This is a genomic window from Clostridium psychrophilum, assembly GCF_018861705.1.
In the GTDB taxonomy this organism is placed as follows: Bacteria; Bacillota; Clostridia; order Clostridiales; family Clostridiaceae; genus Clostridium_AD; species Clostridium_AD psychrophilum.
On the sequence record NZ_JAHLEC010000001.1, the window covers coordinates 68,504 to 86,715 of the forward strand.

10 protein-coding genes are annotated in these 18,212 nt (G+C 29.9%); 3 read left to right on the top strand and 7 right to left on the bottom strand.

What is annotated here, in order from left to right; translation table 11 throughout:
• Nucleotides 1-127: 127 nt before the first annotated feature.
• Nucleotides 128-1,246, bottom strand: a complete 1,119-nt coding sequence (locus KPL38_RS00420) for a Ger(x)C family spore germination protein (protein ID WP_216285435.1) — start codon at nt 1,244-1,246, stop codon at nt 128-130.
• Nucleotides 1,239-2,645 (bottom strand): spore germination protein, encoded by a 1,407-nt coding sequence (locus KPL38_RS00425; protein WP_216285437.1) that lies wholly within the window; start codon nt 2,643-2,645, stop codon nt 1,239-1,241. Before KPL38_RS00425 ends, KPL38_RS00420 begins: the two co-directional genes overlap by 8 nt.
• A gap of 137 nt (nt 2,646-2,782) precedes the next feature.
• Here KPL38_RS00425 and KPL38_RS00430 point away from each other — a divergent pair, with 137 nt between their 5' ends.
• The gene (locus tag KPL38_RS00430) at nt 2,783-3,901 is read left to right on the top strand and encodes a GerAB/ArcD/ProY family transporter (protein ID WP_216285439.1); all 1,119 of its coding nucleotides are present in this window, start codon (nt 2,783-2,785) and stop codon (nt 3,899-3,901) included.
• 110 nt (nt 3,902-4,011) lie between these two features.
• Here KPL38_RS00430 and KPL38_RS00435 read toward each other — a convergent pair whose 3' ends face one another.
• Complete coding sequence (locus KPL38_RS00435) at nt 4,012-4,560, bottom strand: ECF transporter S component (protein ID WP_216285441.1); 549 nt, start codon at nt 4,558-4,560, stop codon at nt 4,012-4,014.
• A gap of 231 nt (nt 4,561-4,791) precedes the next feature.
• Between KPL38_RS00435 and KPL38_RS00440 the strand changes: the two genes are divergently transcribed.
• Complete coding sequence (locus KPL38_RS00440) at nt 4,792-4,947, top strand: DUF5670 family protein (protein WP_216285443.1); 156 nt, start codon at nt 4,792-4,794, stop codon at nt 4,945-4,947.
• Between the two features lie 62 nt (nt 4,948-5,009).
• Here the strand turns inward: KPL38_RS00440 and KPL38_RS00445 are convergent, their stop codons facing one another.
• The 3 genes from KPL38_RS00445 to KPL38_RS00455 all read right to left on the bottom strand — a co-directional run bounded on the left by KPL38_RS00445 (nt 5,010) and on the right by KPL38_RS00455 (nt 8,788).
• The gene (locus KPL38_RS00445; protein WP_216285445.1) at nt 5,010-6,605 is read right to left on the bottom strand and encodes a peptide chain release factor 3; all 1,596 of its coding nucleotides are present in this window, start codon (nt 6,603-6,605) and stop codon (nt 5,010-5,012) included.
• A gap of 359 nt (nt 6,606-6,964) precedes the next feature.
• Nucleotides 6,965-7,963, bottom strand: coding sequence for a tryptophan--tRNA ligase (trpS, locus tag KPL38_RS00450; RefSeq protein ID WP_216285447.1), 999 nt, complete (start codon nt 7,961-7,963; stop codon nt 6,965-6,967).
• A 450-nt stretch (nt 7,964-8,413) separates the two neighbouring features.
• Entirely contained in the window at nt 8,414-8,788 is a 375-nt protein-coding gene (locus KPL38_RS00455; protein ID WP_216285448.1) for a desulfoferrodoxin, read from the bottom strand.
• Between the two features lie 395 nt (nt 8,789-9,183).
• Here KPL38_RS00455 and KPL38_RS00460 point away from each other — a divergent pair, with 395 nt between their 5' ends.
• The gene (locus KPL38_RS00460; protein ID WP_312884123.1) at nt 9,184-9,459 is read left to right on the top strand and encodes a hypothetical protein; all 276 of its coding nucleotides are present in this window, start codon (nt 9,184-9,186) and stop codon (nt 9,457-9,459) included.
• Between the two features lie 45 nt (nt 9,460-9,504).
• Here KPL38_RS00460 and KPL38_RS00465 read toward each other — a convergent pair whose 3' ends face one another.
• Nucleotides 9,505-18,126, bottom strand: coding sequence for a glycoside hydrolase family 94 protein (locus KPL38_RS00465; protein ID WP_216285450.1), 8,622 nt, complete (start codon nt 18,124-18,126; stop codon nt 9,505-9,507).
• Nucleotides 18,127-18,212: the final 86 nt, after the last annotated feature.

Consider the following 18,212-nt stretch of genomic DNA (forward strand, 5'->3'; position numbering starts at 1 on the left):
GTGCTATAGTACTATATTATGTTTATCATTATGTAATGTTTCAAAAATATTAAAAACTATTTTTTATAATTATAATTTACAACAAAAGACGATGGAATACCATCGCCTAAGTTTATAATTAATTATACTACTGAAAGTTTTTTGTAGTTCCTGTATTCTTTATTTCTACCTCAACATTAACTTCTAACTTAGTTTTCTTAATAATATCATTTATCTTTATAGAAGGATATTTTTCGTAAAATTTGTCTTTTATACTAAAAATGTCTACACCTGTTATTTTATATTTTTCAAATAACTTATTGCAAGATTCTAAAATATTTTCTCCTGCCTGTTGTTGAATTTTTACGATATTCGCTTGTGTCAAATTAATGCTCTTTTGTGCACATCCAAAATCTACCATAACCTTAATTTTCTTTTTTAAATGAACAATATTTTTATCATAACTAATATCTGTTTTAGTTTTACTTTTTCTAATTTCTAATGTCACAAATTTATTAATATTACAAGGATTAGTTACCTCTAAAGTACCACTTGCAATTTCGTCATTTAAAAAGTTAAATCCTAACCCTTCATCTGCTGCTAAAGTACTAACCATTTTATCATTTTGAATAACTGCCCCACCATCTATTTGAAGTTTTGACTCTAAGCTATCTTTTGGAATATCTATTATAGGTATTACAGTTGTTTTGTCTCCATTAACTCTTTGGTTGTAAAAATCATTTAAAGTAAGTACCACAGCTCTTGGATCTGCTCCAATATTTTGTATAAGTTCTGTTATAAAAAATCCGATGTACTTTTCTTGAATAATATCTAGCTTCATAAGTTGCTCAGGATTTCCTGGATATACTGCAATATAAGGTCTTACAAGTAATTCTTGATCACGATCTAGAAAATCTATGAAATCAGAAACACCAAATTGTGCTGCCTTTTGAGTAAATATTACAACTTTATTTTGTGTATAATTCAATTTGAAGCTTGATGTAGCATTCATATTTCTAACTGCTTCAAATAGTGTTTTCCCTGTTGCATTAAATAATATTCTCTCATCTGTCCCTTCAGGCGTTGCTCCTTTTACTCCCCTAAAAGCTTCCACATATATTACAGGATTTCCAATATCATCAACATCTATCACTAACGCAGTAACAAATAAAAGTTTATTAATGTCCCTGTAATTGAAGCATGCAGACATTGTAGTACAACTCATTATTAAACATATTATAAGCAATAATTTTTTATATTTATTCATCTTGATCATCCTTACTAAAAATACTATTAGATATCTTATTTAGATCTTTTCTGTATAATACATCTTTAAATCTAAAACTTTCTAGTGTTCCTAAAGGAAATAAATATGGATATCCACAACTTTCAAGTCCCGCCATATGTGCTATAAAAACAAGAAATCCAATGTAAAACCCTGGGAGTCCAAGTGTTGCTGAAAATAAAATGATTATTACATTCCATATAGATATAGCACCATAAACCTTAGGTACTAAAAATGATGATATAGCCGAAAGTGCTACTATTACCACAGTACTTTGCGATGCTATGCCTACTCCCACTACAGCATCACCTAGAATTAAAGCTCCAACTATGCTCATTGCCTGACCTATTGACTGTGGCAATCTTATTCCTGCCTCTCGAAGTAATGTGAAAAAGAAAGTCATTAGTAATAATTCAATAACAGTAGGTAAAGGTACACCCGCTCTAGACGTTGCGTACTTTATAGCAAGTACAGATGGAATAAGTGCAAAGTGAAAAGTAGCAAAAGACAAATACATCCCTGACAATAAAGATGCTGCAAAGAAACTAACTATTCTCGTAATTCTTGATACATTTCCAAAAAACTTATTGCCATAATAATCATCTGGCATTTGAAAATTATCCACGAAAAAATACGGAGCGGTGATTACAAATGGAGTACCATCAACAATTATTGCCACTTTTCCTTCCAAAAGTTTTGATGCAGCCACATCTGGTTTTTCTGTGGTTCCTATTGTGTCAAATGCCGTGTTTCTATTCTTTAATTCTTCCTCAATATAATTCGTGTCTAATATAAAATCTAATTTTATATTAGACACCTTTTTTCTTATATAATCCACAAGTCCTGTAGGCGCTACACCTTCTATATAACATATCACAATTATTGTGTTAGATTTACTCCCTAATGTTAAGGGTTCAAATTTTAAAGCCGGGTTTTTTATTTTACGCCTAATTAGTGATACGTTATCTACAAAAAGCTCCGTAAATCCTTCTCTTGGTCCTTTAAGTACGTTTTCTGTAACGGGAATACCAACACTACGCCTTACATATCCCTTTGCTTCACAAAAAATTGATTTACTTGCGAAAGAAAATATAAGTACTAAATCTCCAGCCAAAACGTGTGATACAGCGTCCTCATTGCTCTTAACGTCCCCAATAATATTAGCGTATAATACCTCTTTCTTTATATATTCTAAATCTGAAGTTACAATCTTGAATCGTATAAGTGGATTAAATATATATTCACTAATAAATTTAGAATCAACTAAATCATCAATGAATACTCCATATATTGTTCCTAAATCGCATTGTATTTCCCTATATTTTACATCATAGCTATTCTTTAATTTTTCTTTAACATACTTTATATCTATTTTCTCCATTTTAATCACCCATTTTATTATTTGTAATATTTAAATTTTATATTCTGAATTTTTATAATATTTAAGATTAATATTTTAATATTTGGAAATAATAATACTATATTGGAAATTCTTTAAGATGCAATATAGTATTAACAATGAGGAGACAAGGAGATAGAATGGATAAGCTTAATACAAAACATTTAATGTTCATAATCTGGGGGACTTCCATTGTAGCAATGAAAACTTACCCTAATGTATTTATCATGAATGGGGGTAGAGATTCGTGGATTTCTGTTATTATTGCCTCGATTATCATGTTTCTTTTCTTTATTTATTTGATTTTCGTTTGCAAACAACGCAATTGCTATAATATGGATGAAATCTACCATAAAGCTTTAGGTAAAACTATAGGAAACATTTTTTTAATTTTGTTCATTATAACTTTAATTATAAGTTTAATAGAAAGCTCTTCCGTAGAAGCAAATGCCCTTAATATAAATCTACTTCAAGAAACTCCACCTTGGTTTTTTCTCTTATTTATATTAATACCAGCCATTTATATTACAAAAAAAGGGACTAGAGCACTAACTATAATTGTTGTTATTGGTATATTTCTCATTATGGTTTCAGGGATAATCCTAACAGTTCTTACTGCTAAATATAAAAAGCTTTCATACCTACTACCTATAATGGCAAATGGTGTATCACGACCTTTTATTTTATCTATAATAAAGGTGCTAGGATGTTATGGTAGTATAGCTATTGCTATCCCTTTTTTATCAAAAGTTCATAATAGATCAAAAATCGTAAGACATTGTATTATTGCACTATTAATTGTAATTCAGATGGAAATATTTGCAACCATTGGTGTTTTAAGTACCTTTAGTCTAGCTAGACTCTTAAATCTTAACTATCCTAAACTTATACAAACTCAGCTTATAAGTTATTTCAATTTTGTAGAAGGCGGTGAATTTTTTGTAATGCTGCAAATGGTTGGTGGATGGTTTATAAAATATATATTAACGTTAAATGCTATACTCATTTTATTAAAGAACCTTTCTTTCTTTAACAAATATGTGATATATATTATTACCTTGTTTGTATTTATAATATCCTTTTTCATATCTGCTAAAGTAATATTATTATATAAATTCTTAAATATTTTTGTTTATTTTTCTGTAATAAGTTTTATGGTGATACCAACAATAATTTTCAGTATATTCTATTTTACTACCAGAAAAAGCAATAAAAATGTACCTATAAAAAAAATATAAAAATAAGGTGTTATGTTAAATTTAGAATTAACATAATGCCTTCTTTTTAATAATATATTAAAATATAATTCCTTGATCCTGTAATATACTCAAATCCTTAATTAATCATCTTATATATAGTTTCTTATCTTTATTTTTAAGGCAGCTATTAAAGGTATCGCTAAAGCTATACCACCTATTACTTGTATTATATTTGTAGGTATGTCCTTTAAACTAATAATTAGTGCTTGCTGAAAAGCATTTTGCTTAGAAATAAACGTTAAAATAATAGTTCCTCCAATATAATATGCAACTATCATCCAAATCCCCGCAACAACAAATGCAAAAATATTATTTTTTAGATTATCTCCATTATAATTTTTTCTATAAGCAATTGTTCCGGCAATATAACCCATTACACCTTTAATAATTAAAGTAAAAGGTGCCCAATATGTATATCCATTTAATAAATCAAATAAACTCATCCCTACTGCAGATGCTACTGATGATTTTTTTCTTCCAAGTAAAATAGCTGATAGGAACACCATACTATCCCCCAAATGAAGCACCCCAATAAACGTAGGCACATGTATGACAGATGTAGCTATAAATATAATTGCCGCCATAAGACTTATTTGTACTATATCTATAGTTTCAGTTGCTGATTTACTATTTTCCATATTTCTCCTCCTAAAATTTAATATCAAATATATACTTAAAAGTCATTTTCATATTATTATATACAATATAAATAGCTTTTTCAAATGTATGGGTACACTTCTTTCAAAGATTTTACACACATTTTGCATATACAACACTAAATTACTTAATACTATATATATAAGTTAGTATTAATTTTATAGATATTAACTACTCTATCAAATTAATATTTTATGAACGGAGGTGTTCATATGACCCTTTTACGTTGGTTAGGAGGTTTTGTAGTTTTATTTTGGTTAATAGGAGTGCTTTTTAGTATAGGCGGAGACTTAATTAATATTTTACTAATCATTGCTGCAATCGTATTTTTAATTGATATTCTATCTAGTAAAAAAAGAAAAATATGAAAACATATTAAATAAAAAGAAATTCCTTGATAATTACCAAGGAATTTCTTTTTATTTCTTTATTAGTCATTATTTTTACCAACATCTGATAAAATCAAACCTTTATTATGATCTAGTGCCCAGCTAATACCCCAATCGTTTTGGAACAATAATAAGTTTCTATCTTTTAGATCTTTAACTATCCTAGTATCACTAGTCAAATTAAGTTTTTCTTTATCTATGTTACTATTTTCAATCCACCTTATTTGTTTAAACATTAACCTTTCAATCTTAATATCCACATTATACTCATTCTTAAGTCTAAATTCTAATACTTCAAACTGTAGAACCCCTACAACCCCGACTATAATTTGTTCAATTCCTATATGAAGTTCCTTAAATACTTGAATTGCACCCTCTTGAGCTATCTGTGACACTCCCTTTATGAATTGCTTTCTCTTCATAGTATCAATAGTTCTAACCCTTGCAAAATGTTCTGGAGCAAAAGTTGGTATTCCCTCAAACTGAAATTTATTAGAGGAACTGCATATAGTATCTCCTATGCTAAATATTCCTGGATCGAATACTCCTATAATATCTCCTGCATAAGCCTTATCTACTATCTCTCTTTCTTGTGCTAGAAACTGTTGAGGTTGTGCTAGTTTTATCTTATTACCACCTTGCACATGATAAACATCCATGCCTTTTTCAAACTCTCCGGAGCAAATTCTCATAAAAGCAATTCTATCCCTATGAGCCTTGTTCATATTAGCTTGAATTTTAAAAACGAATGCAGAAAAATCTTTGCTATAAACATCAATCTTCCCTATGCTCGAATTTCTTGGTAATGGAGGTGAAGTTAATTTCAAAAAGTTATCAAGAAATGGTTCAACTCCAAAATTAGTTGATGCACTTCCAAAAAATACTGGTGTAAGCTCTCCCTTAGATACCTTATCTAAATCAAAATCATCACCCGCTACATCTAAAAGTTCAATATCTTCCTTAAGCTTTTTATATAGTGAATCACCAATAAGTTCAATAGCCTTTTCATCATAAATATTGATTTTTGTTTCTTTAGCTTCTATTTGACCATGCTTTCCATCATCAAAAACAATAATTTCTTTTGAACGCCTATCATAAACACCTTTAAAATCTACTCCACAGCCTATAGGCCAATTCATTGGATAAGATTTAATACCAAATTCATTTTCTATCTCGTCCATAAGTTCAAATATATCTCTAGTTTCTCTGTCCATTTTATTAATAAATGTAAATATTGGTATTTCTCTACTACTACATACATGGAACAACTTTCTTGTTTGTTCCTCGACTCCTTTTGCACCATCAATAATCATTACTGCACTATCAGCTGCCATAAGAGTTCTATAAGTGTCTTCACTAAAATCTTGATGACCTGGTGTATCAAGTATATTAATGCAAAAATCATTGTAATTAAATTGCATAACTGATGACGTAACAGAAATACCTCTTTGTTTTTCTATTTCCATCCAGTCAGAAACCGCATGTTTAGATGCTTTTCTCGCTTTAACTGAACCTGCAAGCCTTATAGCACCACCATATAATAATAATTTTTCTGTCAGTGTAGTTTTACCTGCATCTGGATGAGAAATTATAGCAAACGTTCTTCTCTTTTTAATCTGTTTTATGTAATCCTCCAACATCATATCTCCTCTTTATTTATGAATTATGTACATTTATATATATTCTTATAATCACTCTCTGCACTCCTAGTCATTATAAAATTTCACTTATCAATTCTCTACTTATCAATTTTATCTTTTATCAACATATCTGTCAACAAAGCCTGTACTGTCTATATAAAATCTGTTTATTCTAACTCTTTATAATCTTTCTAATCTTTCTAAAATAACAAAGCATGCTTCTCTAGGTTTATGAAAGCAAAACGTTCTGTAAACAATAAAAAGCACATAACCATTTTTGATTGTTATGTGCTCTAATTACTACTCGTAAATCATTATCAAACCTAAGATAATAAGTTGAATATGAATCTTATATATTATCTTGGGATAAATCCCATTTTCTTTTGCATTTTTCTTAATGTCTTATTGGAAACGTAACTAGCTTTATCTGAACCCTTTTTATATATTCCTTCAAGATAAGCTTTATTGCCTATATATTCTTTAGTCTTTACTTGTATAGGTTCAAGTTCTGAAACTATTGCTTCTGCTACATCCTTTTTAAATTGAGAATAACCTAATCCTTGATATTTATTTTCAATTTCTTCAATTGTCACATTGTTTATTGTCATAAGTATAGTCATTAAATTTTTTACGCCAAGTTGCTCATCATTATATTTAACTACCCCTAAGCTATCTGTAACTGCTCTATTTACTTTTTTCCTAATAACTTCTGGTGGATCCATTATCAATATGTATCCATTAACATTTTTCTCTGATTTAGACATCTTTTTAGTTGGATCTTGTAAATCCATTATTTTGGCCCCTGCTTTTGCTGTATAAGCTTCCGGTAATGCAAATGTATCACTATATGTTTTATTAAATCTCTCAGCAATATTCCTAGCCATCTCAAGATGTTGAAATTGATCTTTTCCTACAGGTACTAAATTACTTTGATATAATAAAATATCTGCTGCCATTAATGTAGGATAATTAAATAAACCTGCGGATATACTTCCTCCACTATTTTTAGATTTATCTTTATATTGTGTCATTCTGCTTAATTCTCCCATGTAAGTACAACATGTTAAAAGCCAAGAGGCCTCACAATGAGCTGGAACATGTGACTGGATAAATAGAGTATTTTTATCAGGATCAATTCCTGAAGCTAAATAAATAGCTAATATCTCTAATGTTCTTCGCCTAAGATCCTTAGGTTCTTGCTTTACTGTAATTGCATGTAAATCCATCACACAAAAATAGCATTCATATTCTTCTTGTAATTTAACCCAGTTTTTTATAGCTCCTAAATAGTTTCCCAAAGTTAAATCACCTGAAGGTTTGACTCCACTAAATATTACTTTTTTACTTTCTTCCAAAATAACCATCTCCTAGAATAAATTAGACAAAATTATATATTGTTCTACATGCAACTTGCTTTGTTAATTATTTTATATGCCTTCTATCCAATATATTATTTAATCAATGTTTTAAATACAAAAAAGCCCTATGGATTAATCCATAGGGCGCATTATACACTGTACCACCTAATACTTAGAAACTATAATAAAGTTTCTTCTGAGCAGATACACTATGATATCCTACCTTTGTAACGTAAGGCTTACGTCAAAGACTACTAACCTTCATCCCGAATCTTAGAGACCCATTCAATTTAAACATAATTATCGTAATCACACCTGCAACGACTCTCTTTGAATTTGTTTTTAAATTTACTTGCTTCTCATCATAGATTATATTTATAAAATATTAAAAATATCTTACAACTATAATATACCTATTTTGTTAAATAATCAACAATAATCTAATATTTATGCTTTCCAAAGTCCGTGTAAATTGCAGTATTCTCTTACAAATAACACTTCTTCTTCTATTTTGAATTCTGCTTCTGGCTTTTCACCTGGTTTTAAAAATTTTCTATAAACTTTGTTTTCTGTGTGTACTTCAATAAATTCAATATGATGTTTCTCAAGTGATGGATGCTCTACTGCTCCAACCTTGACTTTAATTCCACCTTGTATTTTTTCAGATACTGGTATATGTTTTTCAACAGCTGCTTCTTGAGTATTTTCTTCTTGAAGAGTCATATTTTTTCCACAACAAACTAAAGTTCCTCCAGAATTATGAACTACCTCAACTATATTACCACATATTTCACATTTGTAAATCTGTCTTAATTCTGTCATTTTTATTCCTCCTTAAATTTAAATATCAATAAATATCAATAAGTATTAATTGTAAAATTCTTAATTTATAACGTTTTTGATGCATAACAATTATTTATTGATAGTAATTATATATATTCTATGTTCATTAAAAATCTCCTTTATTTTGTAGAATATTTTATAAACATATATATTATATTCCAACCTAATTCATTTTATGCAATCACAGTTATTAATTAAAATAATATAATTACATTTAAGTTAATAATTTTATTAATATTACTGTTATCTTTTATCTCTAATGTGGAACACTAAATGCTATAAACATATAATATAAATAATCTATATTTAAATAATCTATATTTAAATAATAAAGATTATTTATATTAAATATGTTTATAAAAGGAGGTAATAATATGTCTGAAGATAAAACAAGAATGTATGCAGCAGACCAAAGGTATGCTCCACACCAAAAGTATGCACCATACCAAAGGGATTTTTTTGAACAAGAACCTGAAAACATAAGATCTTATTCAGAAACTGATTCTACTATGTTACCAGACCCAGTAACTGACCCCATAGTTGCTATGAATATATCTAATGTTGAATTTGACTACACCTATTGGGGTGGCGAGGAACTTCATGATGAAGATTTCTACAATATAAAAGATTTCTACAATATAAAAGATTAATACAATATAAAAAAACAGATGACTTTTTAAAAGTCATCTGTTTTTTTATATTGTAACTACTACTTTGTGCACTCCATCTTTGAATGGTACTAATCCATCTACACATAAATTCCCATCAAGCCAAATGCCTTTATGTTCCTGGCGTTTAACCTCAATTGCATATTCATATTTATCCTTTTTATAAATGATCTCATAGTGTGACCATTCCTCTGGTACACAAGGTTCGATTGTAAACCCTTTTCCCTCCTTCAATTTTAACCCTAGTATAGCTTCAATTCCAGTTCTATACATCCATCCTGAGGTTCCAGTATACCAACTCCAGCCCCCTCTACCTACATGAGGTTTTTTCCCATAAACATCAGCAGACATTACATAAGGCTCAGTTTTATATCTCTCACAATCTAGCAAAGTTTTTGTATGATTAATAGGGTTTATCATATTATATAACTTAGCAGCCTTGTCACCTTTGTAAAGTTTAGCAAAAGCAAGGATTACCCAGGTGGCCGCATGTGTATATTGACCACCATTTTCTCTAACTCCAGGTACATAACCTTTAATATAACCCGGTTCCAACGTTGATTTATTAAAAGGAGGAGTTAAAAGTAAAATCATCCCATTGTCTTCTTTTATTAGATAACGCTCCAATGATTCCATAGCCTTTGTTGCTCTCTGCTCATTTGCAGCTCCAGATATAACTGACCAAGATTGAGATAAAGAGTCTATCTTACATTCTTCATTTTGAGATGATCCAAGTGGTGTTCCATCATCAAAATAAGCCCTTCTATACCAGTTCCCATCCCATGCATTTTCTTCAAGATTTGTTCTTATATATTCTTGCATCTCCTTATACTTTTGAAGTCTTTCATTATCATTTTTATAAATACAAGCTTCAAAAAAATCATTTAATATATCATATAAAAACCATCCAAGCCATACACTCTCGCCTTTTCCCTTGTTACCTACAGTACTCATTCCATCATTCCAATCACCACTACCCATTAATGGAATATTATGAGCGCCAAATTTAAGAGCTCTATCTATTGATCTTATACAATGTTCATATATACTTCCTGTAAAATCTGACTTTCCTGAAATATTATATCTTTCGTCTTCTCCATCTGAAAGTGATGTGTCCATTAAATAACTAGCTTCTTCATCAAGAATCTCATAATCGCCTGTATTTTTTATATAATCCATAGTTACATAAGGTAACCATAATAGGTCATCAGAAAATCTTGTTCTTATTCCACTATCAACAACCGGATGCCACCAATGTTGCACATCACCCTCAACAAATTGTCTCGAAGCACTGTATAATATTTGTTTTCTAGTCATACTAGGCTCAATCATGCTTAAAGACATAACATCCTGAAGCTGATCTCTAAAACCATAAGCCCCACCAGATTGATAAAACGCAGTTCTTGCCCATAATCTACACGCTATTGTTTGATACATTAACCATCCATTAAGCATTATGTCCATACTTTTATCTGGAGTCTTAACCTGCACAGTATGAAGTAACTTATTCCAATAACTTTTAACATTTTCTAATTCAACATCTACTCTTTCAAAATCTTCAAATTTATTAATAATGTTACAAGTATTATCTAAATTATCACTTTCACCTAGCATAGCTATTAATTCTATTTCCATGTTTGGCTCTAGATGAATTTTAGTTGTAACTGCAAAACATGGGTCAAGCCCTACACCCACATTGTTTGAAAGTTTTACTCTCTTTAATGCCTCTGGATTTTCAACACTTCCACCTCTACCTAAAAATTCACTTTTATCTCCAGTAAAGCTTTGCTTCTCACCTCCAACCAATTTTAAGAAAGCATTTAGTTTACCAAAATTCTGATTATAACAATTTGTTGCATACATATATTCCTTTTCTTCATTCAAGTAAGTAATAATGTGCTCTGCTGTATGTTGAGGCACAACTCCCATTACAAGTTCTGCATAGTAAGTCATACTTAATTCACGAACTACATTACTATTATTTTTAAGTTTTATCTTGCACAACTTGACGTTATGCTCCATTGGTACAAACATTGTTACTTTGCCCATAATTCCATAAACTTCATGTTTAAAGTTTGAATATCCAAAACCATGTTCAATTAAGTATTCTCCACCATCCCTTATGGGTTTAGGTGTAATACACCACACATTGCCGTAAACATCATCTCGCATATATATAGCTTCTGAACATTCATCACTTATCCAATCATTAGACCAAGTAGTTATTTTATTCTCGCGACTATTTTGATTCCATGTATATGCTGATCCGGACTCTGATACATGAAATCCAAAATTGCCATTAGAAATTACATTTATCCAAGGTGCTGGTGTATTATTAAAGTTTTTAAGTATAATAGTATAGTTTTCTTTTTCTAGATTAAAACCTCCTAAGTCATTAAAATATTCTAATGGCCCAATGTTAAACTTGTGCTCTTTATAAATAAACTTATTTTTTAAAGTTTGCAATAATGGTTGTTTTTCTATTTCCCTACAATTGTTTTGAATTTGAGATACTAACAATCCCTTGCAGGAATCAATAACTATTCTAGATATAGATATTAGAAGATCTATATCTTCATCTGTAATAGTAGCCTTATTAAAAATAAAGATTCCTCCAGGTTTATTCTCTTTATCTCTTAAGTGACTACTACCTACTAAATCCTTAATATCTTTTTGAAGTGGCTGATCATATGAATTTTTTTGAAGATTTATTATCACAAAATCAACTTTTAACCCTTTAAGACTTAAGTATTCATGAGCATTTAAAAGCTGACTAACTAAGCTCTTATCTTTACTCTCCCTAGCTATAAAAAGCATTATAGGTAAGTCTCCTGAAATACCATATCCCCAAAGAGTAAATTGACCCTTTGATACATTTTTTATATATTCCTCTCTTTGTTTAAAAGTAGAATTTAAGAATAAAATTTTAGAAGCCATTACTTGATATAAATTTGCTTGAGTAGATTTTATGCCTAAATATTTCATGTCTACCTGAGTCTGACTCCACGCTAGTTCAAACACTCTATTTACATTATGAAATTCACTATACTTTTTAGCTAAATCAATTACTTCAGTTTTACTATTAGCTATAGAAGTAGTGAATGCTATGATACAAGTTTCACCAGGTTTTATCTTAACCCTCCTTCTTATACTTATTATAGGATCAAGTACTGCTCCAACAGTATTAGATAAAGGTGCATCTAATTTCATTGTTGATGGGTGCGTTGTATTTTCGCCACGCCCTATAAAACTAGCTCTGCTAGTTTCATACTGAATAGGCCCTAAAGTAGTTCCGTTAGTTACAACGCTCTGCATAATCCAAGGCTGTTTCTCTCCCTTAGATCTAGGCCTCCTTGTTGCCAAAACGCAACTAGGTTTATCTACATACTCCGTTTTGACAAATAGGTTTCCAAAAGCAGGATGAACTATATCAGCATCATAATGAGCAAGAGTTACCTCTAAATAACTTGTTATTTCTACTTTTTTATTTTTAGCACCATAATTTGTAATGTGCAATCTTCTTATTTCTGAATCATCTTCAGTAGACACAGTAATATCCGTTCTAGTAGTAATACTATCATCAACCCTTGTAAATTCTGCTTTATCTAATGAGAATGTTACTTCATAGCTGTCACCTTCAGTTTTACAAGGCTCATATGTTGCACTAAAGTATTTATTTTCATCCACATCTTTAATGTACACAAACATACCTGTATTATCTTTTGTTACATCTTCCTTCCATCTGTAAATCATAGTTTTATCTCTCAAACCATATCCTGCTCCACTATTTGAAATCATTAACGAATAATTCCCGTTTGACATCAAATGTGTTTCAGGGGTTTCAGTTTTTGCTGTCGTATATTTTCTTACTATAATTTTTTGTTTGCCTATTACTGTTCCTGATGTGTTAAATTTGTAATTTCTATCATATACTACTCTTTTAGAAATTTTCTCTTGGAGTAATAACTCTGTTGCTTTAACCTTTGGTAAGGCATGAAATCTCCTTTGAAGAATATTATTTGATAATACATTATCTATTGCCATTAAGCTCATTCCCTCATGATGAATCATGAAACACTTAACGATTTCCTTAGAATCATCTTTGGACATCCTGCTTTTAGTGTAATCTATAGCTTCATAAAAACCGTAAGTTCCTTCTAAACCTTCAGCCTTAAGTTTTAAAAGATTATCATAAGCGCCTCTAAAATCTGTTTGTAGTGCCATAACAGTAGAATATGGTGCAATAACTAACTCATTTTCAAGTCCTGCCTTTAATCCTACTCCAGCTACTCCAAATGCCTTGTATTGATAATTTGAATTTATGTCGAAATTATAAAATGCAGATTCAGAGATTCCAAATGGCACCCCTCTATCATTACAATATTTTTTTTGCGCCCCAATTACAGATCTATAAGTTTCGTCAAGCATTGTATCTGGATAATTTTTCATTATAAGCAATGGCATCATGTATTCAAACATAGTGCCGCTCCAAGAAACTAGACCCTTACTTTTTCCCATAAGAGTCATAGACCTGCCTAACTTAAACCAATGTTTCTTAGGCACATCTCCTTTTGCTATGGCAACAAAACTAGCCTGCCTTGACTCAGAAGCTAATAAATCATAATAACTTTTACCTAGACTATCATTTTCCACATCATATCCAATTCTAAACAATTCTCTTTCCTCATCATATAACATTTTAAAATCTGTAGCATCTGCCATTAAGTTTATTCTTTCTTTTAAGCTTACTATATTGTTAATAACAATCTGAGATTTTTCTTTTGTCAGCTCTAACATACTTTTTAATTTTTCTAAGGACTCATTACCTTTTAAATTTCTATTTAACATATTTAACATATTAGTTGTTTTTTCTGGGATATCATTCAATGCTGTGTTTTCAAGCAAGTTTTGTAATGACTTGCTAATCTTATAATCATAGTTATTTTCATATGCATAATTAAACCAAGGAAAAAGTTCATTTATTTCATTTAAGAACCCATCCACATCATTTGCAAGTTTTTTATTCCAGTATAATTTTTTACTCTCGCAAATTTTTTCAGTTTTTGAAATTTCAAAAGATAAATCTTCAATAATAGTCTTCCAATATTTAAAATCTATTTTATCATTATCCAATTTAACTATGACTTCATAATATACTTCTTTTAATTCTTTAGACATTTCCATTTCTTCACTAGCAAGCCTCATAACATCTTGTAATCCTTTAGTTTTAGAACTGCTAAATAATGAATTATTTAAATATTCTTCTAATGCCTGTGTTGTTACCCAAAGATACCCAACTAAATTTCCACTATCAACTGTAGATACATACCTAGGATAAAGTGGAGCCTTAGTTTTAGTATCATACCAATTATAAAAATGTCCATTATAAGTATCCAAACTTTCCATTGATTTCATGATTTTTTCTGTTCTACGTGACGCCTCTATAATTCCTATATACCCCAAATCATATGCAACTAAATTTGAGGTCAGTTCCATTCCCATATTGGTTGGTGAAGTTCTATGAGCTACTCCATTAGGTGGATCTTCTTGATAATTATCTGGCCCAAGCCAATTATTTTCTTCATTTACAAAATCTTCAAAGTAGGCCCAGGTTTTTCTACCTAATTTTCTTAGGAAAATATTTTCCTTATCCAGAAGTTCCAGTTTTTCTACATTTCTATCCCTACTTATCTCATATGCAAGTAGAGGACTTAAAAACCAGAGCAAACAAGAAGGTATACTAAGTATCCCGATGCTCATGCTTGAATTAAATGATAAAAATAAGATTAAGAGTGAAATAGCACTTCCCATCCACATAGATGATATAAAATTTTTAAGTTTTTTCCCTAACTTGACCTCTACATCAGCTGCTGTCTGCCATTCCAATAAATTTTTTTTACTTATTATTACCCTATATAAAGTTCTTATTATAGCATCTAACATCATATATGCCTGATAAGGTATAAAACAAATAATCAAAAATGTTTGTTCAATAGCCATTGAACCATTCTGAACTTTTCCAGATAAACTAATACCTATAGAAGGCGAAACCACAGCTTCAGTTACACTAAAAAGAATTGGTGTTAAAATCGCAACAAAAGCTGTAATAACCCATTTATCTGTTCCATCAGGCAGTATTCCACCTAAGGCAAGTATAATCAGTATTGTGATTGAAGGTGATAATAAACTTCTCCTCAAATTATCAAATATTTTCCATTTAGATATTTTATTTAGTGGCGAAGCTTTCTTAAGCCAAGGCAGTAATTGCCAATCTCCTCTAGTCCATCTATGTAATCTCATAGAGCTAGCATTATAGTAAGCCGGATATCCATCTATAAACTCCACATCTGTCACTAATGCAGTTCTAACATAAGATCCCTCTAATAAATCATGGCTTAATACAGCATTTTCAGGTATCTCGTCCTTTAACATATAATTAAATACATCTACATCGTAAATCCCTTTTCCAGTAAAAATTCCTTCACCAAATACATCTTGATATACATCTGACACAGCAGTACTATATATATCTATACCTGTTTCGCCAGAAAATATTTTAGAAAATAAAGTTTTATTTGCACTAATTATAGACACGCCTATTCTTGGTTGCATTAAACCATACCCTCTATCTACTTTCTTTTTACTATAATTTATAACAGCATTGTTTAATGGATGTACCATTGCCCCTATTAACTTTTTGGCAGCATCCCTTGGAAGTTTTGTGTCAGCATCTAATGTAATAACATATTTAGCCTTTAAAAGAATCTCAGCATTGCTACTTATTACATTGTAGCTTGTATTTTCGTTGCCTCTCAAAAATTGATTAAACTCCATAAGTTTTCCACGTTTTCTTTCGAGTCCAATCCACTTTTTTTCTTTTATATTGTACTGCCTATATCTATTTAAGAAAAAGAATATCTTCTTATCAGAATTGCAGTACTTTTTATTTAGTTTTTCTATAGCTAAAATTCCTGCATTATTTATTTCTTTATCTTCCTTTTCATTCTGGTTATCACTATCCTTAAAATCCCCAAGTAATGCATAATACAAATTTTCTTGGTTATTTGCTAAATAATATATTTCTAAATCATTTACTAACTCAACAACCCTACTAGAATTATTTAATAAGGTTGGAATTACAACAACTGTACTATATTTTTCTGGTATTTCTTTATCTAAATCCATTTTCGGAATAAAAGAAGGTCTAATTAGAACGCTTAGACTCCAATTAAAAATAGATATTGCTATCTCGCTACAAGGCACTAATATAACCAATACAGTTAAAACATATCTCCATAAATCTTTGTTATTATCATTTAATAAACTGCTAGTAATAATGTAACATCCTATTAACATAGTAAATATTATAATAGTACCAATATAATAATTTTCTTTGCTCTTACTTATCTTGTTTTTGAGCTTTTGCATTCCTATATTTTTGTATCCTATTTTTTCTTTTAATTCACTTAATCCATCATCTATCAAATAATATCCAACGTGTTTTTTATAAATTGTATTTTCACCTTTTACGCAACATTCTATTGCTTTTTTTGCAATATATGACTCTGGAAGTTTAGTATGTTTTGATAATTTTTCTATTACGTGCCTATACTCATCTCTCGACATAAAATCCATTTTGCTGTAAATTTGTGATGGATCATCTCTCAAAATGTTTTCTACAGAACTTAGTTTTTCAAAATAATTTTTCCAGTTTAAGCCTTCAATTACTCTTATGCTATTAATACAATTAGCCATAGATATTTCAAAATTAGCCTCTATTTGATGTTCCAATGCAATCACTCTGTCAGAACTCATTTCCTCTGCACCAAGCTTTTCATCTATATACTCGTATACCTCACTAGAATCGATTCCATTATCTCTTAACAATTTTAATAATCGTTCTGTGAAATGAGAATTGAATGTTAACTTTTGACTATTTAGTAAAGACAATTCTGTAGCAATTTTTCCTTCAGTAAAAGCATTAATTAATCGCTCTGCAACTAATTCAGCTTGTTTTTTATCCTGCTCCGCATTAACAATTTTCTCTGTTATCATACTAATATTTTGAATTAAAGCTATTCTAAGCATTATGGGAATAGCCCAAAGTTCGCCACTTGTAAGTACAGCATTTTTTTGATATGCTCCAATAAAATTAGCAATAACTGTCTCATCCATCCTCCCCTCAGTGTGGGATACTATTTCAATAGCGATATGATAGACTCTTGGATACCCCTTCATAACTCCTTTGTATATAACAGGTAAATCCTTATAATATGTTTGTGGCATATTATATTTTATGCTTTTATATTCTTTTTCTATAAGGTATAAATTATCTATTAACCATTCTGCGGCAGGCAATACCTCCTTTTTATTCTTACCTTCTTTATCTATTTTCTCGTAGCCTTTTAAAATTTTTTCATAACTTCTATCTAAATTACTAATAAGCTTTTTTTTACAATTAGTATTTTTGACATCAGAATAATGACGTGCTATTTCAAAGGCATGTTTTTCTAAATCTTCCCTATTAACATTTATGGTTGGAACATCTTTTAGTAAGTTTTCTTCTTGATAATGAGTCAAGTTTCTTTTTACTACTATGTAAGTTAAAATACTTATCACGATTATTGTTCCTAATATAACATTTAGCATTGTAAACACCCCTTTAACACTTTTTGTTAAAAACATTTGTAAAGTTTTAGGTCTAGCTAAAATTATTATCTCCAACTAACTGTTTA